The following is a 26420-nucleotide window of genomic DNA, read 5'->3' as shown; positions in this document are numbered from 1 at the left end:
GCAGATAAAATGCCAGCCCGTAAGGCTGGCATTTTTATTTTGCCGCCGCGGACTATTCGCGAGCTAAAGCATCGATAGGGTTCAGTCGCGCCGCATTTCTCGCGGGCAACCAGCCAAACAGCACGCCCGTGGCGGTGGAACAACCAAAAGCCGTCAGCAGCGCAACCGGCGAGAAACCTATCTGCCAGCCCGGGAGCACCATCTGAAGCGTAAAGGCTATCAGCAGCGACAGGGAGATCCCCAGCGCACCGCCCACCAGGCAAACCAGCACCGCCTCAATTAAAAACTGTTGCAGTACATCGCTCGCCCTGGCCCCGACGGCCATACGGATACCAATCTCTTTGGTTCGCTCGGTAACGGACACCAGCATGATATTCATCACGCCTATTCCCCCCACCAGCAGCGAAATAACCGCAACCAGCGTCAGGAACATCTGAAGAGTACGTGTGGTCTTTTCCGCCGTTTTCAACAGCCCGTCCATGTTGTAGGTGAAAAAATCCTTCTTGCCGTGACGCAGCAACAGCAGCCGATTTAGCTGCTGCTCCGCTTCGTGGCTGGAATATCCTTCTTTCACCCGCACGGTAACGGAGTTCAGCCAGCTTTGCCCCATCACTCGCCCGGCCATGGTGTTGTAAGGCAGCCACACGCGTAATACTTTGCTGCTGCCGAACATCGACTGCTTCTCTTCGGCCACGCCAATTACCGTCGCCGGCATATTACCAACCAGCACCACTTCGCCGACCACGTTGCTTTTATTCGGGAACAGCTGCCGCTTGCTATTAGCGTCCAGCACCACTACCTGCGCCCGCCCGGCCATCTGCTCGTCGTTAAAGCTTGCGCCCTGGCTCATCACCATGCCGTAGACATTAAAATAGTCACCGCTCACGCCGTTCACGCTGGCGGCGGCATCCACGTTGCCATAGCGCAGGCGCAAATTGCTCGAGATGGACGGCGTGGCGGAACTCACCCACGGCTGCTGGCGAATAGCCGCCAGATCGTCATACTTGAGCGCCTGCTGGAACTGCGGATCGTCATCGCCGAAATCCTTACCGGGATAGACGTCAATGGTGTTGGTGCCGATCGAGCGTATGTCCTCCAGCACCATCTGCTTGGCCGCATCGCCGACCACGACGATGGAAACCACCGAGGCGATGCCGATGATAATGCCGAGCATCGTCAGTAGAGTCCGCATTTTATTGGCGGCCATCGCCAGCCACGCCATGCTTAGCGCTTCGCGGAAGCTGCTGATGGCCTGCTGAACCGAAGAGCCGTTACGCAGCGCCGGATTCTCAACCTTGAGCGCCGCGGGCTGGTCAGTGGGTGGAGGATTGCTAATAATTTCGCCGTCGCGAATTTCAATAATCCGCTGGGCCTGGGCGGCAACATAAGGATCGTGGGTAACGATAATCACCGTATGCCCCCGCTCGCGTAGCTGCTTCAGCGTCGCCATTACCTCTTCACCGGAATGTGTGTCCAGCGCGCCGGTTGGCTCATCCGCCAGAATGACCTGCCCACCGTTCATCAGCGCACGAGCGATACTGACACGCTGCTGCTGCCCGCCCGAAAGCTGAGAAGGCAAATACTCAACACGCTCCTTCAGGCCAAGCCGCTCCAGCAGGTCATGAGCACGTTGCTGACGCTGAACGCGCGTTGTTCCGGCGTATACCGCAGGCACCTCAACGTTTTGGGAAGCATTAAGGTGAGAGAGCAAATGGTAACGCTGAAAAATGAAGCCGAAATGTTCGCGGCGCAGGGTCGCCAGCGCATCGCTATCCAGCCCGGCGACGTCCACACCGGCAACTTTATAGCTGCCGCTGCTTGGCTTATCCAGGCAGCCAAGAATATTCATCAGCGTTGACTTACCGGAGCCGGAAGCGCCGACAATCGCCACCATCTCCCCGGCCTCAATCGTCAGGCTGACGCCCTTCAGCACTTCGATCTGCTCTTCGCCCGAGGGATAGCTGCGGCGAATATCTTTTAGCTCAAGCAGCGCGGTCATTTGTTGCTCCCGGTGCCGGAGCGACCAATCACCACCTCTTCGCCTTCTTCAAGCCCGTTAACCACCTGCACCTGGGTGTCGTTACGCATGCCGATGGTCACTTCGCGCTCTTTGGTTTCGCCGTTACGCAGCACCGTGATGTTGTAGCGATTGTCGCCAATCGGCTCACCCAGCGCCGCCAGAGGAATAGTCAGCACGTCCTTCACGCCGCCAAGCTGTATATGAACCTGGGCAGTCATATCCAAACGCAGAATGCCTTTCGGGTTCGGCACCTCAAAGCGTGCGTTGTAGAAAATAGCCTCATTGACCTTATCCGGCGTCGGCAGAATATCCTTCAGTACGCCTTCATAGCGCACCATTGGATCGCCAAGCACGGTAAACCAGGCTTTCAGCCCCGGCTTCAGGTGGATAACGTCCGCTTCTGAAACCTGGGCCTTCACCAGCATGGTCCCGAGGTCGGCCAGCGTCAGAATATTCGGCGCCTGCTGCGCGGCAATAACGGTCTGCCCCTGGAGCGTGGTTATCTGCGTGACCTCTCCGGCCATCGGAGCCACGATGCGGGTAAAGTCGAGATTGGTTTTTGCGGTGCTTAATGAAGCCTGATTGCGCTTGATTTGTGCGTCAATAGTGCCAATTTGCGCCTGTTTAACCGCCAGATCGGTCGCGGCTTTATCCAGGTCCTGGCGCGACACGGCCAGGCTCTTAGCTAGCGCCTGCTGACGCGAAAGCGTGACGGCGGCAAGCTTGCTTTCGGCTTCCGCTTGCAAACGCTGAGCGCGCAACTCCATTAGCGTCGCCTCAACTTCTTTTATCTGGTTTTCCGCCTGCTCAGGATCGATAACCCCGAGAAGCTGATCCTTTTTCACTTTATCGCCAATGCTGACCGACAGCGTTTTCAACTGCCCGCTCACCTGCGCGCCCACATCTACTTTGCGCACCGCATCCAGTTTCCCGGTAGCCAGTACGCTTTGCTGTAGCGAGCCTTTTCGCACGATCATGGTCTGGTACTGGGGAGTCGGTGCGTGCAAAAACTGCCAAAGCCAGAGGAAAAATATCACCAGCAGCAGCGCATAAATCCAGTAACGCTTTTTGAAATTTCCCTTAATTTTCATATGAATCCTGAAATAGCTAACGCTTGGTTAAACAATTCTTAAACAAACTGCACAATGTGAAGAAGTGTAACAGTGATTGAATATCGGTTGACATCCGACGTGGTGAAATAACGCCATCTTAGTTGAATTCAGGTTTTTATTATGTCCCAGATTGCTGCCGCTCATGTCACCGAAACCCTGCCACAGACTGGCTGGAAACTCTTCCTTTCGTTAGCAACGGGAGAGTGGCAGCCGGGTGCATCCTGGGGCAAAAAGGCTTATCGCCGCAAGTTTATTTTACGCTCGCTGGTGATGCCACTGCATACCATCAGCCTGATGAATACCCTCGCCCGCCAGCCGCATCTGGCCAGCATGCTGAAAGCCCAGCAGGGTCTGCCTTGCCGCCTGCATCGCCCCTACATTGCGCTGCCCCTTAACCGCAAGGATACGCGCGATACTATCGGTTACCACTACCAGAAAATTAACGAGAAGATGCCGAAAAAATTGCTTAACGGCCACTTCTCGACAGAAGGATATCGCCTGGCAACTCTGGTAGGTAAAAACAACGAGCTGATGTTTGTCGATCTCAGTTCCCATGACCTGGAAGGCAAGGAAGGCGAGTCTTTCCTCAACTTCTGTAATGAAGACGGGGTTCCGCTGGCGCGAATGACCTTCACCCTTAACCAGTTCGAAGGCAAAAACACGCTGTTCATCGGCTGCCTGCAGGGGGCAAAGCCCTGGGTTCCGCACGAAGCCATTCAGGCCGCTACCAAGGCCTGCCACGGCCTGTTCCCAAAACGCATGCTGCTCGAAGTTGCCTGCGAGCTGGCCAAACTTCTCGATGCAGAGCGCCTCCTGGCGGTGAGTAACAGCACCCATATCTATCGCTCATGGCGCTATGAGAAAAAGAAAAAAGACAGCTTACACGCCGACTATGACAGTTTCTGGCTGTCTATGAGCGGCGAACTCCGCCCTGACGGCCTGTTTGCCCTGCCGTCTAAAGTGGAACGTAAGCCGCTGGAAGACATTGCGAGTAAAAAACGTGCGGAATACCGCCGCCGCTACGAGCTGCTGGACGGCATGATGAGCAGCATCAACTCTCACTTCTAAACCAGCTCAGCAGGCCGGGATGTTAATCCGCCCGGCCGCGAGCCAGCCAAAGTACCCGGGAAAACATTTTTCTCAGCAGGGGCGGCACAGCATCCACGCCTCTGCGCCCGGCCTCCATAGCAACCTCAATGGCCAGATCCGGTTTCGACGAACGATGAATCGCTTTGGTTATCACCCGGCGCAGGTTCATTGGCACGTTTTCGGGCAATTGCGCTACGCGATGAAAAACATCGGAAAAGCCCTGACGGTACATAAAGTGCTCCATATCCAGCGCCGGTAGCGCGGTAAGATGATCCCGCTCCTGGTCGCGGTCGTTGTCCAGTATCCCTCGCACCGTCGCGGCATATTTTTTACCCGCTTCGTCGCCGTCCACCAGCACATGCCACTCGATTCCCATGCGGCGGGCAAATTTGATCAGCGGCTTCAGCCCCGACTGGGCAAATTCAATCACCTTCACCCCTTCGGCATCAAAATGGTGCCCGCACTGACGTGCCAGCTCGTTCATCACCCAGACTTCCGTTTCTCCTTCAACCAGCAGCCAGCAGCGGGCAAATAGCGAAGAAGCCCGGTTAAAGCGGATATGAAACGCAATGCGTCGGCCGTCTTCGGCGCTCATGCCTCCCGGTCCAAGCCGCCACGCAGCGACTTTAGAGGACTCGCGCACCAGGCGGCAAACCTGCTCTACCGGCGTAAGAGAAAGCAATTCGCCTGAATTGGTGGTGGTGATTTTTTGCAGCGGCAGCAAATTCAGCAGATGCCAGGCCACCGACAGCATAATCGGGTGCAGGCGCGTTTCAGGATCTTCCACCAGCAGCAGCGGCCTGGCATCACGATCCAGCGCCACGCTCCCCTTCGCCTGCAATAGAGTAGAAAACATCCCCAACAGAATCATCCGGTGCGAGCGGCTGCCGGGCTTGTCGATCATACGGTTAATCACGTCGAGATAGCGCCAGCTCCTTTGCTCGTCGTGGGAGCGTCGCCGAATGAGCCGCTGATGGGCAACGGCGCCCTGCTCGGAGAAATAATGCTCCAGCAACTGCACCATCGCGGAAAGCCCCTGGCGCAGCTGGGAATCAGTAAGGTTTTGAGGGCGCGACACCAGCTCGCGGGCGAGGAAATCCAGCTGCCGCGCCGTCAGCTCCGTTTCCGGCATTTCGGGCATGCTGCCGTTACGCAAACGCCGCATAAAGCGGGCATCCCGCAGCCGCAATACCGGGTTAAGCCGGGTGATATGCAGCGCCAGGTCGTCGATTTGTTCCAGCTCCAGCGGCTGACCGTTTGCATTGAGGAAGCTACGCAGCGTCAGCACGGTATTCTCTTCACCCAGCTCGCCCTCAAGGCGATAATGGATACGGTGGAACCCGTCATTGCCAGCAACCCAAACGGGAGCAAGGTTGCGATAGCGTCGCCCTAAATGGTGGCCGGAAGCCGCCTCGCGGAAAGTAAGGATGATATGCAGATGGCTCTCGCGGCCGTGCATATCTCCGGGCGGAAAATAAAAGTCTTCACGTACAAAATGATACAGCTCGCGATGTGGGGAAAGCAGCAGCGTCAGAGCATCCAGCAGGCTCGACTTACCCCAGGCATTCTCGCCAATCAGCACGTTGTTTTGCTCAAGCATTAACGACAGCCGGTTAATACCGCGAAAGCCAACAATCTCTACCCGCTCGAGAAACATATTCCCTCCTGTGCCAGCAGCTTAAATTCCATCGTTCTTTCCGAGTATAGCGGCAAGCGCGATGCCAATGTAACCGCACAATGTCAAAGCGTTACAACGCTAAACTGCCGGACCTGGCCGCAGGCTGTTTCTTTCTTCACGGGAATTTATTTTCCTTATCAGGATTATTCTTACTTCATTCAAAGATAATCTATACTTCTGACACCCACCCTCATAAAAGGAATAACACCTCATTGCCCTAAATCAAATTAATTGAATTTATTGTGCTGGTGGCGAATTGACGAAATACCTAATATTAGCGCGCATTTAATATTACTTTCGTCATTCACTTAATGACGGTGAATTAGCGGTAACTGCACTAACGCAGATTATTCGTGGATTTTTAGCAGAGGTGGTTATGTTCAGAAAATTAGCGGCCGAGTTCTTCGGAACGTTTTGGCTGGTATTTGGTGGCTGCGGTAGCGCAGTATTAGCGGCAGCATTCCCGGAATTAGGGATTGGTTTTGCCGGCGTTGCGCTGGCCTTCGGTTTAACCGTTCTCACTATGGCATTTGCGGTTGGCCATATCTCTGGCGGCCATTTTAACCCGGCAGTCACTCTCGGCCTGTGGGCCGGCGGCCGCTTCCCGGCCAAAGACGTTATTGGCTACATCATTGCTCAGGTAATCGGCGGTATTGTTGCTGCGGGTGTGCTTTATTTAATCGCCAGCGGTAAAGCTGGTTTCGATGCAGCGGCGAGCGGTTTTGCTTCTAACGGCTACGGCGAGCATTCACCTGGCGGTTTCTCCATGCTGTCGGCAATTGTTATTGAAATCGTATTAACCTGCGGCTTCTTAATTGTCATTCACGGTGCGACCGACAAATTTGCCGCTCCGGGCTTTGCGCCAATTGCTATTGGCCTGGCGCTGACTTTAATCCACCTGATTAGCATTCCGGTAACTAATACCTCCGTTAACCCGGCTCGTAGCACCGCCGTGGCTATTTTCCAGGGCGGATGGGCGCTGGATCAGCTGTGGCTATTCTGGGTCATGCCAATTATCGGTGGGATCCTCGGCGGGGTTATTTACCGCACCCTGCTGGAAAAACGTAGCTAACGTTTTATTCAGGCTCGCTCAGGCGAGCCTGATATTTTCCCTGCTGCTTCGCCAACCCCCTCTTTTTCTTCACCTTTACTCGCTTCATTTCTTTCGGTAGTGTGACATTCGCCGTTACATTTTACCTGCAAGGATTGTCGCCCTCATGTTTTCGGGATTATTAATTATCCTGGTGCCGCTGATCGTCGGTTACCTCATTCCGCTCAAACAAACCAGCCTGTTAAGGCTTATCAACCGCCTGCTCAGCTGGATTGTTTATGTGATCCTGTTTTTTATGGGCATCAGCCTCGCTTTTCTCGATAACCTGGCGAGCAACCTGTTGACTATTCTGCACTATTCGGCAATCAGCGTGGTGGTCATTCTGCTGTGTAACGCCGCCGGGCTGCTGCTGCTTGAGCGCTCGCTGCCGTGGCACCACCAGCATAAGCAGGAAAAATTACCTTCTCGCCTCGCAATGGCGCTGGAGTCCTTGCAGCTGTGCGGCGTGGTAGCGCTGGGTTTTCTGCTGGGTCTGACCGGGTTCGAACTGCTTAAATACGCCACCGAAGCCAGCGAATACACGCTCATCTTCCTTCTGCTGTTGGTGGGTATCCAGCTCAGAAACAGCGGCATGACCTTTAAGCAAATCGTTCTCAACCGGCGCGGGATGATTGTTGCTATTGTGGTGGTGCTCAGCTCGCTGGTTGGCGGCGCGATTAACGCCCTGATCCTCGGCCTGCCGATCAAAACCGGGCTGGCGATGGCCTCCGGCTTCGGCTGGTATTCTCTTTCGGGCATCCTGATGACCGAGTCTTACGGGCCGGTTATCGGCAGCGCCACCTTCTTTAACGATCTGGTGCGAGAGTTGCTGGCAATAATGCTGATCCCGGGTCTGGTACGCCGCAGCCGCTCGACGGCGCTTGGCCTGTGCGGAGCCACTTCTATGGACTTTACGCTGCCGGTTTTACAGCGCAGCGGCGGCGTCGAAATTGTTCCTGCCGCCATCGTTCACGGCTTTATTCTTAGCCTGCTCACTCCGCTACTTATTGCCTTCTTCGCCTCGTGATACCTCATTGGCGGTAGTCCGCTACCGCCAAAATTGAGCTACATCAAGCTCCTTTTAAGTTGCGCCAAAAAGTCCTTTTCAGCTTATAAAGCTCGCTCTAACCTTAAACATGTATTCTAAATATAACTTTAAGGTGTGATTATGTTTTGTGTGCAATGCGAACAAACTATCCGTACCCCGGCGGGCGACGGCTGCGCTTACGCTCAGGGCGTCTGCGGCAAAACGGCTCAGACTTCAGATCTGCAGGATCTGCTGATCGCCACTTTGCAGGGGCTTTCCGCCTGGGCGGTTGCCGCTCGTGAACGCGGAATTATCGATCATGATATTGATAACTTCGCCCCTCGCGCTTTCTTCTCCACGCTGACCAACGTTAACTTCGACTCCGCTCGCATCGTCGGCTACGCGCGCGACGCCATTGCCATGCGCGAAAGCCTCAAAAGCCGCACCTTAGCCGTTGACCCGGCGGCAACCGTTGCCAACCCAATGGCCGACCTTCAGTTGGTCAGCAGCGATCTCGGCGACCTGCAACGCCAGGCGGCTGAATTCACCCCAAACCGCGACAAAGCCGCCATCGGGGAAGATATTCTGGGCCTGCGTCTGCTGTGCCTGTACGGCATGAAAGGTGCCGCCGCCTACATGGAGCACGCGCACGTCCTCGGCCAGTACAACAACGAAATCTATGCTGAATATCACAAAATTATGGCCTGGCTCGGTACCTGGCCTGCGGATATGGGGGCTCTGCTGGAGTGCTCGATGGAAATCGGCCAGATGAACTTCAAAGTGATGAGCATCCTGGATCGCGGCGAAACCGACAAATACGGCCACCCAACGCCGACTCAGGTCAACGTGCGCCCGGTGGCAGGCAAGTGTATTCTGATTTCCGGCCACGACCTCAAAGACCTCTACAACCTGCTGGAGCAAACGGAAGGCACAGGCGTCAACGTCTATACCCACGGTGAAATGTTGCCCGCGCACGGCTACCCGGAACTGCGTAAATTTAAACATCTGGTCGGCAACTACGGCAGCGGCTGGCAGAATCAGCAAAGCGAATTCGCCCGCTTCCCTGGCCCAATCGTGATGACCTCCAACTGCATCATCGACCCAACCGTCGGCGCTTATGACGACCGTATCTGGACCCGCAGCATCGTCGGCTGGCCGGGCGTCAGCCACCTCGAAGGAGATAACTTCGGCCCGGTGATTACCCAGGCTCAGCAGATGGCTGGCTTCCCGTATAGCGAAATCGAACATCTGATAACCGTCGGCTTTGGCCGTCAGACCCTGCTGGGCGCGGCCGACACGCTCATCGATCTGGTGAGCCGCGAAAAACTGCGCCACATTTTCCTGGTGGGCGGCTGCGACGGCGCGCGCGGGGAACGTAACTATTTCACCGACTTCGCCACCAGCGTGCCGCAGGACTGCCTGATCCTCACCCTCGCCTGCGGCAAGTACCGCTTTAACAAGCTGGACTTCGGCAACATTGAAGGCCTGCCGCGCCTGGTCGATGCAGGCCAGTGCAACGACGCCTACTCGGCAATCATTCTGGCTGTGACTCTCGCAGAGAAACTGGGCTGCGGCGTCAACGACCTGCCGCTCAGCCTGGTACTTTCCTGGTTCGAGCAAAAAGCGATCGTTATTCTGCTGACCCTGCTGTCTCTTGGCGTGACCAATATTGTGACCGGTCCAACCGCGCCGGGCTTCCTCACGCCAAACCTGCTGGCGGTGCTTAACGAGAAATTTGGCCTGCGCGCCATCACCACCGTTGAGCAAGATATCCAACAGTTAATGAGCGCCTGAGGAACTGCTATGACCATGCCAACGCCGCTTTGTCCTTACCGCATGCAGGTACACCATATTCACCAGGAGACGCAGGACGTCTGGACGTTGTCGCTGATTAATCACGACTTTTATCCTTACAAAGCCGGACAGTACGCCCTGGTAAGCGTTCGCAACGGCAGCGAAACGTTGAGGGCTTACACGCTCTCTTCCACGCCGGGCCTGAGTGAATTCATCACCCTGACGGTGCGCCGCATCGAGAGCGGCGCGGGTTCGCAGTGGCTGACCGGAGAAGTAAAAGCCGGTGACTATCTGTGGCTTTCCGAAGCGCAGGGGGAATTTAGCTGCGAAAATATCGCCGCCGATAGCTATCTCCTGATGGCGGCGGGCTGCGGCGTAACCCCGATTATGGCAATACGACGCTGGCTGGCGAAACATCGTCCGCAGGCGGATGTACAGGTGATTTACAATGTACGCTCGCCTCAGGACGTAATTTTTGCTGACGAATGGCGTAACTATCCGGTCACGCTGGTAGCCGAGACCAACGCCGCTCACGGATTTATCTCCGGGAGATTGAGCCGCGAGCTTCTGGCTGCCGTGCCGGATATTGCCGCACGCACCGTCATGACCTGCGGCCCGGCGCCTTATATGGAGCTGGTTGAACGCGAGGTGAAGCAGCTTGGCGTTACGGCGTTTTACCAGGAGAAATTCTTCACGCCAGCCTCCGCTCCGGCGCAAAGCGGCCTGAAATTTACGACACTCCAGCCAATGCGTGAATTTTACGCGCCGGTGGGCAGCACGCTGCTGACTGCGCTGGAAAGCAACAGCGTACCGGTGAATGCCGCCTGCCGCGCTGGCGTCTGCGGCTGCTGTAAAACGAAGGTTATTTCCGGCGACTATAGCGTCACCAGCACCATGACCTTAACCGAAGAGGAGATTGCCGACGGCTACGTGCTGGCCTGCTCCTGCCAGCCGCAGGGCGATTTGGTTCTGGCCTAAAATAACTGAGGCGCTCAAAGGAGCGCCTCTTTTTCCCCTACCGCCAGGCTGACTTCCCGGCCAGCGAATAGCGCCCCGCCCCGCAGAAGGCAATCGCCAGCGCCCCGAGGAAGAAGTACATCAGGCTTTCAATACCCCAGGCGCCGGTTTTATCCAGCATAAAGGTTTCACCCACGCCCACCAGCAGCCAGGCAACAATCATCGTACAGGCCAGACCGAGCGCAGACAGCCGCGTCAGGATCCCCAGGATGATAAACAGCGGCGCAAGAACTTCTCCCAGCAGCACGCCATAAGCAACAAATTCCGGCACGCCGTGCGAGGCCAACATGCCTTTAATCCCGCCCACGCCGCCAAATAGCTTGTGCAGGCCGTGGAACAGCATCAGCCCACCTACCGCCAGGCGCAGCAATAATTTTCCCAGATCGTCTTTATTTAGCGCGCCATTCACTGCATTTAACAATTTAGTAACCATATGAATTGCCACCCTTTTAAAATGATAACGAGAATAATTTACACTTAATATTCGGTAACAAATAGCCCCAGTTTCTGGCAGGGTTTTACCGGCCCTTACCGGGATTTGAACTAAGCTTGTAAGCGCTATCACCCTGGACAAGGAAAACCGATGAAACTAACCGTAGCGGCCTGGCTGGCCAAAACTCTTGAGAGCGCGGGCGTCAAACGTATTTGGGGCGTCACCGGGGACTCGCTTAACGGGCTCAGCGACAGCCTTAACCGTATGGGCACCATAAAATGGATGCCGACGCGGCATGAAGAAGTCGCCGCCTTTGCCGCCGGGGCCGAAGCGCACCTTACCGGCGAACTGGCGGTCTGCGCTGGCTCCTGCGGGCCGGGCAACCTGCACCTGATTAACGGGCTTTATGACTGCCACCGCAACCGCGTGCCGGTGCTGGCTATTGCGGCACATATTCCCTCCAGCGAAATCGGCAGCGGCTATTTCCAGGAAACCCACCCCGAAGAGCTGTTCCGCGAATGCAGCCACTACTGCGAGCTGGTCTCCTCCCCGGAGCAAATTCCGCAGGTGCTGGCGATTGCCATGCGTAAAGCCGTGCTCAACCGCGGCGTCTCCGTGGTCGTGCTGCCGGGGGATGTGGCGCTCAAGCTCGCCCCGGAAACCGCTACCACAAATTGGTATCCGGCTCCGCAGCCGGTTGTCGTCCCGCATCACGATGAGTTGAAAAAACTGGCTCAGTTGCTGCGCTACAACAGCAATATCGCCCTGATGTGCGGTAGCGGCTGCGCCGGGGCGCACGAAGAGCTGTTACAGCTGGCCGCCACGCTAAAAGCTCCCATTGTTCACGCCCTGCGCGGCAAGGAGCACGTTGAGTACGACAACCCTTACGATGTCGGCATGACCGGGCTAATCGGTTTCTCTTCCGGCTTCCACACCATGATGAACGCCGATACGCTAGTCCTGCTCGGCACCCAGTTCCCTTACCGGGCGTTCTACCCAACGGATGCCAAAATCATCCAGATCGATATCAATCCCGGCAGCATCGGGGCGCACAGTAAGGTGGATATGGCGCTGGTGGGCGATATCAAAGCCACGCTTGGCGCTCTATTGCCGCTGCTGGAAGAAAAAACCGACCGCGGCTTCCTCGACAAAGCGCTGGAGGATTACCGCAAGGCTCGCGAAGGGCTGGACGAGCTGGCTAAACCGAGCGAAGGCAAGCAGATTCACCCTCAATATCTGGCACAGCAAATCAGCCATTATGCGGCGGACGATGCCATTTTCACCTGCGACGTAGGCACGCCTACCGTCTGGGCGGCACGCTACCTGAAGATGAACGGCAAGCGCCGCCTGCTCGGCTCGTTCAACCACGGTTCAATGGCTAACGCTATGCCGCAGGCGCTGGGCGCTAAAGCCACCGCGCCGGACCGCCAGGTAGTGGCGATGTGCGGCGACGGCGGCTTCAGCATGCTGATGGGCGACTTCCTGTCCGTGGCACAAATGAAGCTCCCGATCAAAATCGTGGTGTTTAACAATAGCGTGCTCGGCTTTGTCGCGATGGAGATGAAAGCCGGAGGCTACCTTACCGACGGCACCGAACTACAGGACACCAACTTTGCCCGCATCGCCGAAGCCTGCGGCATTACCGGCATTCGCGTTGAAAAACCGGAAGATCTGAATTCGGCGCTGGAACAGGCTTTCAGTACCGACGGCCCGGTACTGGTTGACGTTGTGGTGGCGAAAGAAGAGCTGGCCATTCCCCCGCAAATCAAACTTGAACAGGCCAAAGGGTTCAGCCTGTACATGCTGCGTGCCATCATCAGCGGGAGGGGCGACGAAGTTATCGAACTGGCGAAAACCAACTGGTTCCGGTAAAACAGAAGGTTGCCATCAGCGCCCGGCAAAGAAGCTCCGGGCGCTTCCTCCCGAATAAGGACCCGCCATGATCGATTTACGCAGCGATACCGTTACCCGTCCTTCCCGCGAAATGCTGGAGCAAATGATTGCCGCCCCGACCGGGGATGATGTTTACGGCGATGACCCAACCGTTAACGAACTTCAGGAATACGCGGCCAAAATCAGCGGTAAAGAAGCGGCGTTGTTCTTACCGACCGGTACCCAGGCAAATCTGGTGGCGTTACTGAGTCACTGCGAACGCGGCGAAGAGTACATCGTTGGCCAGGCCGCGCATAACTACCTTTACGAAGCGGGCGGCGCGGCAGTTCTCGGCAGCATTCAGCCTCAGCCTATCGAAGCAGATCGCGACGGCACTCTGCCGCTTGATAAAGTCGCGGCGAAGATCAAACCGGACGATATTCACTTCGCCCGTACCAAATTGTTCAGCCTCGAAAACACCCATAACGGCAAAGTGCTGCCGCGTGAATATCTCCAGCAGGCCTGGGAGTTCACCCGCAAGCACAATCTGGCGCTGCACGTTGACGGCGCACGTATCTTTAACGCCGTCGTTTCTTACGGCTGCCAGCTGGAAGAGATTACCCGCTACTGCGACAGCTTCACTATCTGCCTGTCAAAAGGCCTCGGCACGCCGGTAGGCTCCCTGCTGGTCGGCAGCAAAGATTACATCAAGCGTGCCGTGCGCTGGCGTAAGATGACCGGCGGCGGTATGCGTCAGGCTGGCATTCTGGCGGCTGCCGGGCTGTATGCTCTGAAAAACAATGTTGAACGTCTGAAGGAAGATCACGATAACGCCCACTGGCTGGCGGGTGAACTGCGTGAAATCGGCGTAGACGTCATGCGCCAGGACACCAATATGGTGTTTGTTCGCATGACGGCAGAAGAAGCCGAAGATCTTGGCCCTTATATGCGCGAGCGCGGCGTCATCATTAGCGCTGGCCCTGCCACTCGCCTGGTGACGCATCTGGACGTTAGCCGCAGCCAGCTGGCCGAAGTTGTCGCCCACTGGCGCGCATTCCTCCAGAATTAACCGGGAGTCAGGGACGATGGCTGAACCTCAAAGGATTTTGGTACTTGGCGCCAGCGGCTATATTGGCCAGCATCTGGTGCCTATGCTGGTAGCGGATGGGCATCACGTTACCGCCGCTGCCCGCCGCATTGACTGGCTGAAGAAACAGCCGTGGCCCGGCGTAGAATGCCGCCACATTGATTTACGCTGGCCGCACCGGCTGGGCGCGCTGCTGGAAGGCGTGGATACGCTTTATTACCTGATCCACAGCATGGGAGACGGCGGCGATTTTGTAGAGTTCGAACGCCAGGCGGCGCTCAATCTGCGGGATGCGCTAACCGAACATCCGGTTAAACAAATTATTTTCCTCAGCTCGCTTCAGGCGAAGAGTGGAGATACGCATTCAAAACACCTGCTGGCCCGGCAAATTACCGCTGATATCCTGCGTGATTCCGGCGTACCGGTAACCGAGCTGCGGGCGGGGATAATCGTCGGCGCGGGTTCAGCCGCGTTTGAAGTGATGCGCGACATGGTTTACAACCTGCCGGTGCTCACGCCGCCGCGCTGGGTGCGTTCCAGAACCTCGCCCATCGCGCTTGATAACCTGCTTTATTACCTTGTGGCGCTGCTGGACCACCCGGCAACCGAACATCGCTTATTCGAGGCGGCAGGTCCGGAAGTGCTCAGCTATCAACGGCAGTTCGAGCGCTTTATGGCCGTCAGCGGCCGCCGTCGCCCGCTTATCCCGATTCCTCTGCCCACCAGCTGGATTTCGGTCTGGTTTTTGAACGTCATCACCTCCGTGCCGCCGGGTATTGCCAGGGCGCTGATTCAGGGCCTTGAGCACGACCTGCTGGCGGACGACCGCAGCCTGCGCGAGCTTATCCCCCAGCGGCTTATCGACTTTGACGATGCCGTGCGCCTGACGCTGGCTAACGAGCACAAGCTCGCCAACTCTCAGGACTGGGGCTACGACGCCCAGGCTTTTGCCCGCTGGCGGCCCGACTATGGTTTCTTCGCTAAACAGGCTGGCTGCACGCTGACCACCCACGCCAGCGCCCGTGAGTTATGGCAGGTTATTAATCAGTTAGGCGGCAAAGAGGGGTACTTCTTTGGCAATGCGCTGTGGAAAACCCGCGCGCTTATGGATCTCGCCGTCGGCCATAAGCTGGCAAAAGGCCGCCCGGACAGACCGTTGCTTGAGGTGGGCGACAGCGTGGATAGCTGGAAAGTGATTATTGCCGAGCCTGAAAAAGAGCTTACGCTATTATTTGGTATGAAAGCGCCGGGGCTGGGCCGACTTTCCTTTACGCTGCAGGATGACGGCAACCAGCGCAAGCTAGACGTCAGGGCCTGGTGGCACCCGCACGGCTGCGCCGGTTTGCTCTACTGGCTGGTGATGATCCCCGCCCATCTGTTTATCTTTAAGGGCATGGCGCGGCGAATTGTTCATTTAGCGGAACAAAACTCGATCAAAAGGTAAGGTTAGCTCCGAATCTTTCAGTCTTCCCATTGCATGCGCCGCCGTTTCACGGAAAAATGCGCAGCGTTAATCTTAAATATAACGAGTTGGTCGACATGAAGGTACTGGTCACGGGCGCAACCAGCGGTTTAGGCCGAAACGCGGTCGAATACTTACGCGCCAGAGGCGTCAGCGTGCGGGCAACCGGGCGTAACGAAGCCATGGGCAAACTGCTGCAAAAAATGGGCGCCGAGTTTGTTCATGCCGATCTGACGGAGCTGGTCTCCTCGCAGGCAAAAGTGATGCTTGCGGATGTCGACACGCTCTGGCACTGCTCAAGCTTTACCTCACCGTGGGGCACGCAGCAGGCCTTTGACCTCGCCAACGTGCGCGCAACCCGCCGCCTGGGCGAATGGGCCGTGGCCTGGGGCGTACGCGACTTTATTCATATCTCGTCGCCGTCGCTCTACTTTGACTACCACCATCACCGCAACATCAAAGAAGATTTTCGCCCGGTACGCTTTGCTAATGAATTTGCCCGCAGCAAGGCCGCCAGCGAAGAGGTCATTCAGCTGCTGGCGCAGGCTAACCCCAACACGCGCTTTACCATTCTGCGCCCGCAAAGCCTGTTCGGCCCGCACGATAAAGTGTTCTTCCCGCGATTGGTGCAGATGATGCGCCATTACGGTAGCGTGCTGCTGCCGCGCGGCGGCGATGCGCTGGTAGATATGACTTACCTGGAAAACGCGGTACATGCGATGTGGCTGGCCACCCAGAAGGGCGACCTGCCTTCCGGGCGCGCATATAACATCACAAATATGGAAGCTCGCCCGCTGCGCACCATCGTCCAGAAGCTGATAGACGAGCTGGGCATCAAATGCCGCATTCGCTCGGTGCCCTACCCGATGCTGGATATTATCGCCCGCAGCCTTGAGCACTTCGGCAATAAGTCAGCCAAAGAGCCGGCGCTCACCCACTACGGCGTCTCCAAGCTGAACTTCGATTTAACCCTGGACACCACCCGCGCGGAAACGGAGCTGGGCTACCAGCCTATCATCACGCTGGATGAGGGGATCCGGCGCACCGCGCTGTGGCTAAAAGACCACGGCACGCTGCACCGCGGTTAAGCCTGCCCGTATTTCTCGAGCAGCGCCTCGGCAATCGCCTGGCTTTGTGCATCCGCCTCGCCGCTATAGTTGGCCGGGCGGAAGTGCATCTGGAAGGCAACAATCACCCGCTTTTGCTCCTCCTCGCTCATTCCCGGCGTCACCTGGTAACCATAACGAGACAGCAAATCCAGCAGGTTCGCTTTCTCCACCGGCTGATACGGGCTACGCCCGTTGAGATAAAAAGCTACACGAGCCGCATCCGGCCAGGCACCAATACCTTTTTCGGCCAGCTGCTGCCACGGAAATAGCGGGCCGGGGTCAACCTTACGCTGGGGAGCAATATCCCCGTGGGCCACCACGTTTTGCGGGGCAATGTTATAGCGGGCAATAATCTGCTGAGCCAGAGACTCCAGCACGGCAATTTGCGGCGGGTTAAAAGGATAAAATCGCTGAACCGCCCCTTCCCGGGTGTAGCCCTGATTCTCAAGTTCGATGCCAACCGACGTATCGTTGATGCGCGTTGCACCGCGCCAGAAGCTTATTCCCGCGTGCCAGGCCAGTTGTTCTTCAGGCACCAGTTGCCAAATAACGGGCTTGCCGCCGGACAGAGGTGGGTTAGCAGGAATGAGATAATGAGAGCTGACGTTGCGGTCGGTGAGCGTGGAGAGCGACCCCGGGAAATCGTCCGCCGTGTAGTGAATCACCAGTATTTTCACCCGCGGGTAAGCCGCCTGCGCCTGATGGCGGGTATCAACTTTATAGCTGCCGTGATCGACAATTCCTTGTTGGCCTGCACAACCTGCCAGCAGCAGCGCCAGGCCGAGCGCTAAAATCCTTGCTTTCATTTTTGCGTTTTCACCGCCGTTCCGCTGACGCAGACCATCAGCATGCTGCCGTCCTTGCCCACGGTTTCATAATCAATATCAATGCCAACAACTGCGTTAGCGCCCAGGCTTTCGGCCTGCTGCTGGATTTCACGAAACGCGATATCACGAGCCTTGCGCAGCTCTTTCTCGTACGCGCCGGAGCGGCCGCCCACGATGTCGCGCACCCCGGCAAAAAAATCGCGGAAAATGTTGGCCCCGAGAATCGCTTCCCCGGTCACCACGCCGCAGTATTCGGTAATGGTTTGGCCTTCCAGGCCCGGCGTCGTTGTAAACTGCATCACGTTCTCCTCTTCTTTGCCATCAATGTGTTAGACCGGCAATCGCCACGCGATTTTGAGCCAATACGCTATGCTAAGGTAGTCCTCCTGAGAAAATAAGGAAATAAAAATGCGCAGCTCAGCTTTGCTTCTTCTCCCCTGTGCCCTGGTGCTCTCGGCATGTACCACCGTCACCCCGGCCTTTAAAGACATCGGCACCCGCAGCGGCCCCTGCATAAATGGCGGGCCTGATGAGGTCGCTCAGCAGTTCTACGACTACCGTATCGCGCATAAAGGCGAAGGCCTGAGTTCGGTCGCCGCACTGCGCCCTTACCTCAGCGACTCGCTGTTCCAGCAGTTACAAAAAGCCAGCACCTCGTCCACGGCGCAAAGCGCCTTCGCCCGCAGCGACATCTTCTCCAGCCAGTCTGAGGGACCGGACAAGGCCAGCGTCGCCTCGGCTTCAACGATCCCCAATACCGACGCCCGCAATATTCCGCTGCGCGTAGAGCTGACCCGCGGTAGCCAGACCTGGAAAGATGAAGTTCTGATGACTCGCGAAGGGCAGTGCTGGACGGTGGATGATGTGCGCTATCTCGGCGCGACAAGCCATGCGCCGACAGGCAGCCTGCGCCAGGCAATCGAAGGCCAATAACGGCAATTTTCGCTTACGGATGGCGGGTGGAAAAAACATAACCCCTGTAAATAATCTGGCATTATTTCAGAATGCCGACGTTTATACTTAGCTACCACCCGCCCCGCGATTTTGTGCTATTTTTAAACCACAAAAGCAGTTCTTTTTAAGTTTTAACGCACAAAGATTGCATAACTATTCTGTTAAAGGTAACCTTTGCGGCCTCAATCGCTATTCAACTGCATCGCATGAGTATTCAACTAAACGGCATTAATTGCTTCTACGGTGCCCACCAGGCGCTGTTCGACATCACACTAAATTGCCCGCAGGGCGAGACGCTGGTGTTGCTTGGCCCAAGCGGTGCAGGCAAAAGCTCTCTGCTGCGCGTACTCAACCTGCTGGAGATGCCGCGCTCCGGCAAGCTCAGCATTGCGGGCAATGAATTCGACTTCTCCAGAACGCCTGGCGACAAAGCCATTCGCGAACTGCGTCAGAATGTCGGCATGGTCTTCCAGCAGTACAATCTCTGGCCGCACCTCACCGTGCTGCAAAACCTGATCGAAGCTCCCTGCCGCGTTCTGGGCTTAAGCAAAGACAAGGCGCGTGAGCGTGCCGATAAGCTGCTTGAGCGCCTGCGCCTGAAGCCGTATATGGATCGCTACCCGCTGCACCTGTCCGGCGGGCAGCAGCAGCGCGTCGCCATCGCCCGTGCGCTAATGATGGAACCGCAGATCCTGCTGTTCGACGAGCCAACGGCCGCGCTGGACCCGGAAATTACCGCCCAGATTGTCAGCATTATTCGCGAGCTGGCGGAAACCAACATTACTCAGGTCATTGTGACCCACGAAGTGGAAGTGGCGCGTAAAACCGCCAGCCGCGTGGTGTATATGGAAAATGGCCATATCATCGAACAAGGTGATGCGAGTTGCTTTGCCAACCCGCAAACCGATGCGTTTAAATTCTATCTCTCACACTGATGTTGAACGGGAAAACGACAATGAAAAAAGTTCTTCTGGCCACGCTTTTAGCCACCCTGAGTCTTTCAGCTACTGCCGCACAGACTATTCGTTTTGCTACCGAAGCCTCTTACCCTCCGTTTGAGTCTATCGATGCCAACAACAAAATCGTCGGCTTTGACGTCGACCTGGCTAACGCTCTGTGCAAACAGATCGACGCCACCTGTACCTTCACCAACCAGGCGTTTGACAGCCTGATCCCAAGCCTGAAGTTCCGCCGCGTTGATGCGGTTATGGCCGGGATGGATATCACCCCTGAGCGTGAAAAGCAGGTTCTGTTCACTAAGCCTTACTACGATAACTCGGCGCTGTTCGTTGGCCAGAAAGGCAAATTCGCCGACATTAGCGCGCTGAAAGGCAAAAAAGTGGGCATCCAGAACGGCACCACTCACCAGAAATACATCACCGATAAACACCCGGAAATCACCACCGTGCCTTACGACAGCTACCAGAACGCGAAACTGGATCTGCAAAATGGTCGTATTGATGCGGTATTCGGCGACACCGCTGTAGTGACCGAGTGGCTGAAAGCCAGCCCTGAGCTGACCGCCGTCGGCGACAAAGTGACCGATAAAGACTACTTCGGCACCGGCCTGGGCATCGCTCTGCGCCAGGGCAACACTGACCTGCAAAGCAAATTCAACGCCGCGCTGGATAAAGTGAAACAAGATGGCACCTACAAAGCCATCTACGACAAATGGTTCCAGAAGTAATCGACTCGATGAACGAATTGTTTCCATTAGCAAGCGCCGCCGGGATGACCGTCGGCCTTGCCGTTTGCGCCCTGATAGTCGGCCTGGTTCTGGCGATGCTGTTTGCCGTTTGGGAGTCCGCCAAATGGCGCCCGGTCGCATGGGCGGGTTCGGCGCTGGTGATGCTGTTCCGCGGCCTGCCGGAAATTCTGGTGGTGCTGTTTATCTATTTCGGCTCTTCCCAGCTGCTGCTCACCCTTTCGGACGGCTTTACCGTTAACCTTGGCTTTGCCTCGTTCCCGGTACAAATGCAGATTGAGAACTTCGACGTCAGCCCGTTCCTGTGCGGCGTAATTGCCCTCTCCCTGCTTTATTCGGCCTACGCTTCGCAAACGCTGCGCGGTGCGCTAAAAGCCGTGCCGGTGGGGCAATGGGAGTCCGGCCAGGCGCTTGGGCTGTCAAAAACGGCGATCTTCTTCCGCCTGGTGATGCCGCAGATGTGGCGCCACGCGCTGCCGGGGCTGGGTAACCAGTGGCTGGTGTTGTTAAAAGATACCGCGCTGGTTTCGCTTATCAGCGTTAACGACCTGATGCTGCAAACCAAAAGCATCGCCACCCGTACCCAGGAGCCGTTTACCTGGTACGTGATTGCCGCCGCTATATACCTCGTTATCACCCTGCTGAGCCAGTACATCCTGAAAAGGATAGACCTGCGTGCGACGCGCTTTGAACGGAGACCAGGCTGATGCTCGAGTATTTACCGGAGCTGATGAAGGGTCTGCACACCAGCCTGACGCTGACCGCCGCCTCCATTGCGGTTGCCCTGCTGCTGTCGCTGCTGTTCACCATCGTTCTGACGCTGAAAACGCCGGGGCTGGTACACATCGTGCGGGTCTACATCACGCTATTTACCGGCACCCCGCTGCTGGTGCAGATCTTCCTGATTTACTACGGCCCGGGTCAGTTCCCGTCGCTCCAGCACTATCCGGTGCTGTGGCACCTGCTTTCCGAACCCTGGCTGTGCGCTTTAATTGCCCTGTCGCTTAACAGCGCCGCTTATACAACGCAGCTGTTTTACGGTGCTATTCGAGCCATTCCGGAAGGTCAGTGGCAGTCGTGCAGCGCATTGGGGATGAGCAAGAAAGACCAGCTGGCAATTTTGCTGCCTTACGCCTTTAAGCGCGCTCTCTCGTCTTATTCCAACGAAGTGGTGCTGGTATTCAAAAGCACCTCTCTGGCTTACACCATCACGCTGATGGAAGTGATGGGCTACGGCCAGCTGCTGTACGGGCGCACCTACGACGTGGCGGTATTTGGCGCTGCCGGTCTGGTATACCTGATTGTTAACGGACTTCTGACGCTGCTGATGCGCTTCGTTGAGCGCAGGGCGCTGGCGTTTGAACGCCGCAGCTAAGCAAAAAGGGAACCCCAACGGGTTCCCTTTTTAATCTCAACTCCGCTTAGAAAAACAGCGCATTAATCAGCAGCAGCGTAACAACTCCGGTCGCCCAGAGAACCGTCGAAGTAATGCTCCATACCTTAATTTGCTCCTGAACCTCCGTCACTCCAAGCGAGCGGTTAACGACCCAGAAGTAGGCGTCGTTAAAGTAGGAGAACATAAACGAGCCAACCGTACAGCCCAGCCCGGCGATAATCGGGTCAACGCCTAAGGTTCCAATCATGGGCGCAGTAATACTCGCGGCGGTAATCATCGCTACCGTGCCGGAACCCTGAATTAAACGCACCAGCGTAGAGATCGCCAGCGGCAGAAGCACGCCCGGCACGCCAATCTGGATGATGTATTCGGCAATCATATTCCCCGCGCCAGAATCACGCAGCACCATGCCAAGCGCTCCCCCGCCGCCAATCACCAGGAAAATGATCCCCGCCGAGCGAATCGCATTTTCCATATTCAGGGTCACTTCTTTGCGATCATAGCGGCTGCCGAGGCCAATAATCGCAATCAACAGACCCGCCCCCACCGCCGTGACCGGATGACCAACGGCGACAAACATCTGCGCTACAGAGTGCTGCCAGGAGTCGCCGCCGTTCGCGAGATAGCCAAATTCTTTCAGGAAGGTCGCCAGCAGGATCAGTACGATCGGCACTAACAGCGGGGCAAAAGAGATAGCTTTCCCCGGCAGATCCTCCTCCTGCTGGGTAGTTTCGGCTCCTGCCTGCGGGCGCTCACGGGTAAAGCCGCTGCCGTCTTCGGTTGGCATCAGGAAAATGGTTTTTCCCAGATGCCGGGTATATAAGAAGCCAGCGATAGCCACCGGAACGGCCACCACCATGCTCCACAGCATAAAGCTGCCGATAGGCATATTGAATTGCGATACCACGCCAAATGGCCCCACCGCGGGCGGGATCATGCTATGGCTAATCACCAGCCCGGCGGCTAACGTCGCTCCCAGTCCCACCACCGATTTCCCGGTTGAGCGCGAGATGGCCTTCACCAGCGGCACCAGGACGATAAATGCGGAATCACAAAATACCGCCATGGAAACAATCAGGCCGATCATCACCAGCGCCAGCTCTTCACGCCCCTTGCCCAACAGGTTGATGAAGGAAAGCGCCATGCGCTTTGATGCACCGCTCATCTGAAGCAACGAGCCCATCATCACGCCAAAGCCGATAACTATCCCGATGTTGCCCAGCGTCCCGCCGAAGCCTTTGGTGATGGAGGCAATCATCAATTCACTTTTCATGCCACCCAATGAGCCGGTGATAACCGCCGCAATAATAAGCGCCGGAAAAGCCGGAATGCGCGTTTTGAGGATCATGAAAAGCAGTGCGGCGATGGCTACCAGCAGGCCGCCGATGACGCGGAAGCTGTTTAACTCCGCCTCGCCGGTGCCGCCAAGATTAAAAATCACTAAGCCGATACAAAGTACCAACAGCCCCTTCAGCCTGGGGCTTATTCCCGCCGACGCGGTTGTTACTGGATTATCAGACATACTCACCTCGCTTAAGGCGGCGAGCCGTTACGCCCGCCGCTCGCTATTATTTTTTGTACCCGGGGGCATAAAGTGCGGCCAGCCTGACGGCCTCAATCAGGCTAACGGGGTCGGCAATTCCCTTACCGGCAATATCGTTTGCTGTACCGTGGTCAACCGAAGTCCGCAGAATTGGCATACCGCCGGTGATTGAAATGGTGCGGTGAAAATCCACCATTTTGGTGGCGATGTGCCCCTGGTCGTGATACGGCGAAAGCACCGCGTCCCATGCGCCCTGCAAAGCAAAATGGAACACGCTGTCGGCAGATTTTGGCCCCTCAATCATCACGCCCTTCGTGCGCGCCAGCTCAATGCCCGGGAGAAGGATTTCATCATCTTCGTGGCCAAACAGGCCGTGCTCCCCGCCGTGAGGGTTTATTGCGGCCACCACCAGCCTTGGCTCAGGCACGCCGAGCTGCTGCAATGCCCGCGTGCAGCGCACGGCGTAATCACACACTTTTTCAGGCGTCAGGCTCTGGATGGCTTTAACCAAAGAAAGGTGGCGGCTCAGGAAGAAAACCCGCAGCGTGCGAACCTGGAAAAGCGTCAACGGGTCGTGAGCGCCGGTAAGGTGGGCAAAAATCTCTGTATGGCCGATAAAATTGACCTCTCCCGCCTTAAGCGACTCTTTGTTTATTGGCGTGGTGGCCACCGCATCGGCTTCCCCACTCAGCGCCATACTGGCCGCTTTTTCAATGCACTCATATGCCGCCCTGCCGCATTGCCCCTGAATTTCACCCGGCTTGAGTAATGCCAGATCCAATTCGCCAACCTCGATAACATTCATTATCCCCGGCTCGTCGAGATAGTCGTTAACACCGGCAATGGCATTAATTGATATCGGTACGCCAGAAAATTTTGCGGCCTCTTCCAGTACCGCTTTATTGCCGATAACGAGCATTCTTGAATATTTTCTCGCCTCCTCTGAGGCCAGCGTTTTAACGGTAATTTCTGGGCCGATGCCAGCAGCATCCCCCATTGGAATAACAACCAACGGTTTCATGATTAACTCCTTTTATATTTAAACAGCTTCTGTGACTTCCGTTTTCCCTGAAACTTTTGTCACTAAATAATCGACGCAGTGAACCAGCGTATCGTCATTACCTACAAAGCCGCCTTTAGTAATAAGGGGAAGGCCATCGGACAGGCCGCCGACTAATTTTCCGTAGACGGTAAGAGGCTCAACTTCATCTTTTAATACTACGCCACGCCCTTTTAAGCGCTTGGTAATGCTGACCATGACATCACCGCCGCTGCCGTACAGGCCGCTAATCGGTGATTTTTCTTTGATTAAAACCTGAGCCACCACTTCGGCCATCCCACGATTAATCATGCAGCTGACTTCGTGATTATCGACTTCATATTTTCTGGCAAGCCCATCCAGCGAGCAAATATGCTCGGGTGCCTCAACAGAGTCGATTCCCACAACGTCAAAGGTGCGCGTTTTATCAATAAGACTTTCAACCAACGGAGCAGCACTTTCCGGCAATAGCGAAATATCTATTAAACGCTCGGGTGAAAGCGTTTCAATATAGACCTCACGCTCATAGCGCAGCTTTTTTATTTGCCGCTGGGTTAAGTCTGAAACGCTGCCGATGGCTAATAAAATTTTATTGGTTCTTCTTTGGCCTGCAGAAAATCGTATCCATGCCAGCTGGGCGGTGAAGACGCCAGGGTCCACACAGAAACAGGGCAGTTTTGCTTTCTGCACCGCCAGGGCGATTTGCAGAATATCGTCTCCGGTTGTCGCGTCAATAACCACAATTCGCACGTTGTTGCGATACAGCTCCCTGAGTTTTTTACTGAGATTATTTTCCCCGCTTAGCACATCACGCAAACAGATATAGCCGACGTTTTTATTGGTCTGCTGGCGGAACAGCTCCACCACAGAAGATTCCACCATTGGATTCTTTGGGTCGTTACGCATGGCGGTATTTTGCAGCGGTATGCCATCCACCAGCAGAGAACCGCCTACGCAAATACGCCCGCTGGACGGGTAAACGGGGACCACCACGGCCATCAGATGCGGGAAGCTATCGATAACCGCGTCCACCTCTGCTCCCATATTGCCGCGCAGGGTTGAATCAATACGCTTGCTGATTAAGGTATGCTCGGGATTGATTCCGGCAATCCGCTCCGCAACCCGGCGGTAGGCTTCCGCGGCGGCAACCGAGCGCGAGTCGGTGGAAAACGAAATGACGTCAAAGTGCGCTTCTTTTTCGTCGTGAGTGTCCAGGCAGGTCATGGTTGTGAACCCCCTGGCGCTCAGCAGCGCGGCGGTGGCATTCGCGCCGGTTAAATCGTCCGCTATTATTGCAACTTTCACAGTGCTTCCCTCTCTGTATCGAATGAATATCACGTCATAAGCGGCTCGCTATTGACGATGACCTGATTAAAACAAGCCAGATCGGCTATTTTGTAATGGCAGAACACATTTCTTTTGCTCTCATCAACCAGCAACACCGACTTTGCCGCGCGATTTACCGCCATCCATTTACAGTCAGCTTTACTTTGCGTGGTCGTCATTGCCCCATAATTATCGTCAAAGCCATCAGCACCGATAAAAGCCAGATCGGTATAGTGGTCACTTAAATAGCGCAGAGTTTCGCTGCAATAAGATGAGCGACTTTCTCTTACAAGTTCACCGGGGCAAATAATCAGCTTCACATCCGGCTTATCATTCAGGATATAGGCAGTAGAAATATCGTTAGTGATTACCGTTAGTGGAATATCAATCAACCAGGCCAGCTGTTTTACCGTAGTGCCGCCATCCAGAAACACTATTTCTCCTGGCTGCAATAGCTGATAAGCCTGAAGCGCAATCGACTTTTTCCACTCGATATTATCCTGTGCCTTACTTTTATATTCAGGGCTATCGTTAATGAAACCTCTAATGACTTGCCCACCAAATATAACCTTTACCCGCCCCACTTTTTGCAACGACTCAACATCACGGCGAATCGTCATATGTGAAACCGTAAAGTATTCAGCTAACTGATTTATGGTAATAGATTGATTAGCGTTAAGCATTTCAATAATACGACGCACCCTCTGCGCCTTAGAATAACGTGTCATGACTTTTTCTCTTTGAGTGCTAGCTTCACTCTATTTTTAAGCTAACGGCTTTTTAAATACGTGGTTGTGAATAAAATCACAAATTCACAGTTCATTCACTAAACCAGAAAAT

Annotated in this window: 24 protein-coding genes; 14 read left to right on the top strand and 10 right to left on the bottom strand. The window is 55.7% G+C overall.

Translation table 11 applies throughout. The annotated features are described in order from the left end of the window. Window positions 1-52 precede the first annotated feature (52 nt). Window positions 53-1999: a macrolide ABC transporter ATP-binding protein/permease MacB gene (macB, locus tag HMPREF0201_RS05920; protein ID WP_016535597.1), complete on the bottom strand. Its 1947-nt coding sequence runs from the start codon at window positions 1997-1999 to the stop codon at window positions 53-55. After that, entirely contained in the window at window positions 1996-3111 is a 1116-nt protein-coding gene (gene macA, locus HMPREF0201_RS05915; RefSeq protein ID WP_016535596.1) for a macrolide transporter subunit MacA, read from the bottom strand. The genes macB and macA overlap by 4 nt, the downstream gene beginning before the upstream one ends. A gap of 141 nt (window positions 3112-3252) precedes the next feature. Here macA and HMPREF0201_RS05910 point away from each other — a divergent pair, with 141 nt between their 5' ends. Beyond that, window positions 3253-4200: a VirK/YbjX family protein gene (locus HMPREF0201_RS05910; protein ID WP_016535595.1), complete on the top strand. Its 948-nt coding sequence runs from the start codon at window positions 3253-3255 to the stop codon at window positions 4198-4200. A 22-nt stretch (window positions 4201-4222) separates the two neighbouring features. Here the strand turns inward: HMPREF0201_RS05910 and HMPREF0201_RS05905 are convergent, their stop codons facing one another. After that, on the bottom strand, window positions 4223-5878 hold the full coding sequence (locus tag HMPREF0201_RS05905; RefSeq protein WP_039898038.1) for an ATP-dependent endonuclease: 1656 nt from the start codon (window positions 5876-5878) through the stop codon (window positions 4223-4225). Between the two features lie 397 nt (window positions 5879-6275). Here HMPREF0201_RS05905 and aqpZ point away from each other — a divergent pair, with 397 nt between their 5' ends. From aqpZ to hcr, 4 genes are all read left to right on the top strand, one after another. Further along, window positions 6276-6971: an aquaporin Z gene (aqpZ, locus tag HMPREF0201_RS05900; RefSeq protein ID WP_016535590.1), complete on the top strand. Its 696-nt coding sequence runs from the start codon at window positions 6276-6278 to the stop codon at window positions 6969-6971. 145 nt (window positions 6972-7116) lie between these two features. Then, window positions 7117-8016, top strand: coding sequence for a LysO family transporter (locus HMPREF0201_RS05895; protein WP_016535588.1), 900 nt, complete (start codon window positions 7117-7119; stop codon window positions 8014-8016). Window positions 8017-8157: 141 nt separating this feature from the next. Beyond that, window positions 8158-9810 (top strand): hydroxylamine reductase, encoded by a 1653-nt coding sequence (gene hcp / locus HMPREF0201_RS05890; protein ID WP_016535587.1) that lies wholly within the window; start codon window positions 8158-8160, stop codon window positions 9808-9810. 9 nt (window positions 9811-9819) lie between these two features. After that, the gene (gene hcr / locus HMPREF0201_RS05885) at window positions 9820-10788 is read left to right on the top strand and encodes an NADH oxidoreductase (RefSeq protein WP_039898036.1); all 969 of its coding nucleotides are present in this window, start codon (window positions 9820-9822) and stop codon (window positions 10786-10788) included. Window positions 10789-10825: 37 nt separating this feature from the next. Here the strand turns inward: hcr and HMPREF0201_RS05880 are convergent, their stop codons facing one another. After that, window positions 10826-11260: a DoxX family protein gene (locus HMPREF0201_RS05880; protein WP_016535585.1), complete on the bottom strand. Its 435-nt coding sequence runs from the start codon at window positions 11258-11260 to the stop codon at window positions 10826-10828. Window positions 11261-11410: 150 nt separating this feature from the next. On the opposite strand from HMPREF0201_RS05880, the gene poxB reads away from it, so the two are divergent. From poxB to HMPREF0201_RS05860, 4 genes are all read left to right on the top strand, one after another. After that, window positions 11411-13132 carry a ubiquinone-dependent pyruvate dehydrogenase gene (poxB, locus tag HMPREF0201_RS05875; RefSeq protein WP_016535584.1) on the top strand — a complete coding sequence of 574 codons (1722 nt, stop codon included), beginning with the start codon at window positions 11411-11413 and terminating at the stop codon, window positions 13130-13132. Between the two features lie 67 nt (window positions 13133-13199). Continuing rightward, a complete protein-coding gene (ltaE, locus tag HMPREF0201_RS05870) occupies window positions 13200-14201 on the top strand; it encodes a low-specificity L-threonine aldolase (RefSeq protein ID WP_039898035.1) in 1002 nt (333 codons plus the stop codon). Between the two features lie 16 nt (window positions 14202-14217). Continuing rightward, window positions 14218-15663, top strand: a complete 1446-nt coding sequence (locus HMPREF0201_RS05865; protein ID WP_016535582.1) for an SDR family oxidoreductase — start codon at window positions 14218-14220, stop codon at window positions 15661-15663. A gap of 95 nt (window positions 15664-15758) precedes the next feature. After that, complete coding sequence (locus tag HMPREF0201_RS05860; RefSeq protein ID WP_039899162.1) at window positions 15759-16769, top strand: NAD-dependent epimerase/dehydratase family protein; 1011 nt, start codon at window positions 15759-15761, stop codon at window positions 16767-16769. On the opposite strand, the gene HMPREF0201_RS05855 is transcribed toward HMPREF0201_RS05860, so the two are convergent. Together HMPREF0201_RS05855 and HMPREF0201_RS05850 are read right to left on the bottom strand one after the other, a co-directional pair. Continuing rightward, window positions 16766-17596, bottom strand: coding sequence for an N-acetylmuramoyl-L-alanine amidase (locus HMPREF0201_RS05855; RefSeq protein ID WP_016535580.1), 831 nt, complete (start codon window positions 17594-17596; stop codon window positions 16766-16768). The two genes, HMPREF0201_RS05860 and HMPREF0201_RS05855, sit on opposite strands and share 4 nt — an antisense overlap. Beyond that, the gene (locus tag HMPREF0201_RS05850) at window positions 17593-17916 is read right to left on the bottom strand and encodes a heavy metal-binding domain-containing protein (RefSeq protein WP_016535579.1); all 324 of its coding nucleotides are present in this window, start codon (window positions 17914-17916) and stop codon (window positions 17593-17595) included. Before HMPREF0201_RS05850 ends, HMPREF0201_RS05855 begins: the two co-directional genes overlap by 4 nt. 109 nt (window positions 17917-18025) lie before the next feature. On the opposite strand from HMPREF0201_RS05850, the gene HMPREF0201_RS05845 reads away from it, so the two are divergent. The 5 genes from HMPREF0201_RS05845 (at window position 18026) to artM (ending at window position 21651) form a co-directional block, all read left to right on the top strand. Then, entirely contained in the window at window positions 18026-18550 is a 525-nt protein-coding gene (locus HMPREF0201_RS05845) for a lipoprotein (RefSeq protein ID WP_016535578.1), read from the top strand. Window positions 18551-18777: 227 nt separating this feature from the next. After that, window positions 18778-19506, top strand: coding sequence for an arginine ABC transporter ATP-binding protein ArtP (gene artP / locus HMPREF0201_RS05840; RefSeq protein ID WP_016535577.1), 729 nt, complete (start codon window positions 18778-18780; stop codon window positions 19504-19506). A 20-nt stretch (window positions 19507-19526) separates the two neighbouring features. Beyond that, the gene (gene artJ, locus HMPREF0201_RS05835; protein ID WP_039898034.1) at window positions 19527-20258 is read left to right on the top strand and encodes an arginine ABC transporter substrate-binding protein; all 732 of its coding nucleotides are present in this window, start codon (window positions 19527-19529) and stop codon (window positions 20256-20258) included. Between the two features lie 8 nt (window positions 20259-20266). Beyond that, the gene (gene artQ, locus HMPREF0201_RS05830; protein WP_039898033.1) at window positions 20267-20983 is read left to right on the top strand and encodes an arginine ABC transporter permease ArtQ; all 717 of its coding nucleotides are present in this window, start codon (window positions 20267-20269) and stop codon (window positions 20981-20983) included. Further along, the gene (gene artM / locus HMPREF0201_RS05825; protein ID WP_016535574.1) at window positions 20983-21651 is read left to right on the top strand and encodes an arginine ABC transporter permease ArtM; all 669 of its coding nucleotides are present in this window, start codon (window positions 20983-20985) and stop codon (window positions 21649-21651) included. Before artQ ends, artM begins: the two co-directional genes overlap by 1 nt. Before the next feature lie 46 nt (window positions 21652-21697). Here artM and HMPREF0201_RS05820 read toward each other — a convergent pair whose 3' ends face one another. From HMPREF0201_RS05820 to HMPREF0201_RS05805, 4 genes are read right to left on the bottom strand one after another with little or no spacing between them, the layout of a single operon-like run. Continuing rightward, window positions 21698-23194, bottom strand: coding sequence for a GntP family permease (locus tag HMPREF0201_RS05820; RefSeq protein ID WP_016535573.1), 1497 nt, complete (start codon window positions 23192-23194; stop codon window positions 21698-21700). A 46-nt stretch (window positions 23195-23240) separates the two neighbouring features. After that, on the bottom strand, window positions 23241-24236 hold the full coding sequence (gene pdxA / locus HMPREF0201_RS05815; RefSeq protein WP_016535572.1) for a 4-hydroxythreonine-4-phosphate dehydrogenase PdxA: 996 nt from the start codon (window positions 24234-24236) through the stop codon (window positions 23241-23243). Between the two features lie 18 nt (window positions 24237-24254). Further along, complete coding sequence (locus HMPREF0201_RS05810; RefSeq protein WP_039898032.1) at window positions 24255-25559, bottom strand: four-carbon acid sugar kinase family protein; 1305 nt, start codon at window positions 25557-25559, stop codon at window positions 24255-24257. A 29-nt stretch (window positions 25560-25588) separates the two neighbouring features. Then, on the bottom strand, window positions 25589-26308 hold the full coding sequence (locus HMPREF0201_RS05805; protein WP_016535570.1) for a DeoR/GlpR family DNA-binding transcription regulator: 720 nt from the start codon (window positions 26306-26308) through the stop codon (window positions 25589-25591). Window positions 26309-26420 lie beyond the last annotated feature (112 nt).

Source organism: Cedecea davisae DSM 4568 (genome assembly GCF_000412335.2).
Lineage (GTDB): Bacteria > Pseudomonadota > Gammaproteobacteria > Enterobacterales > Enterobacteriaceae > Cedecea > Cedecea davisae.
This window is presented reverse-complemented; position numbering and strand designations above follow the sequence as displayed.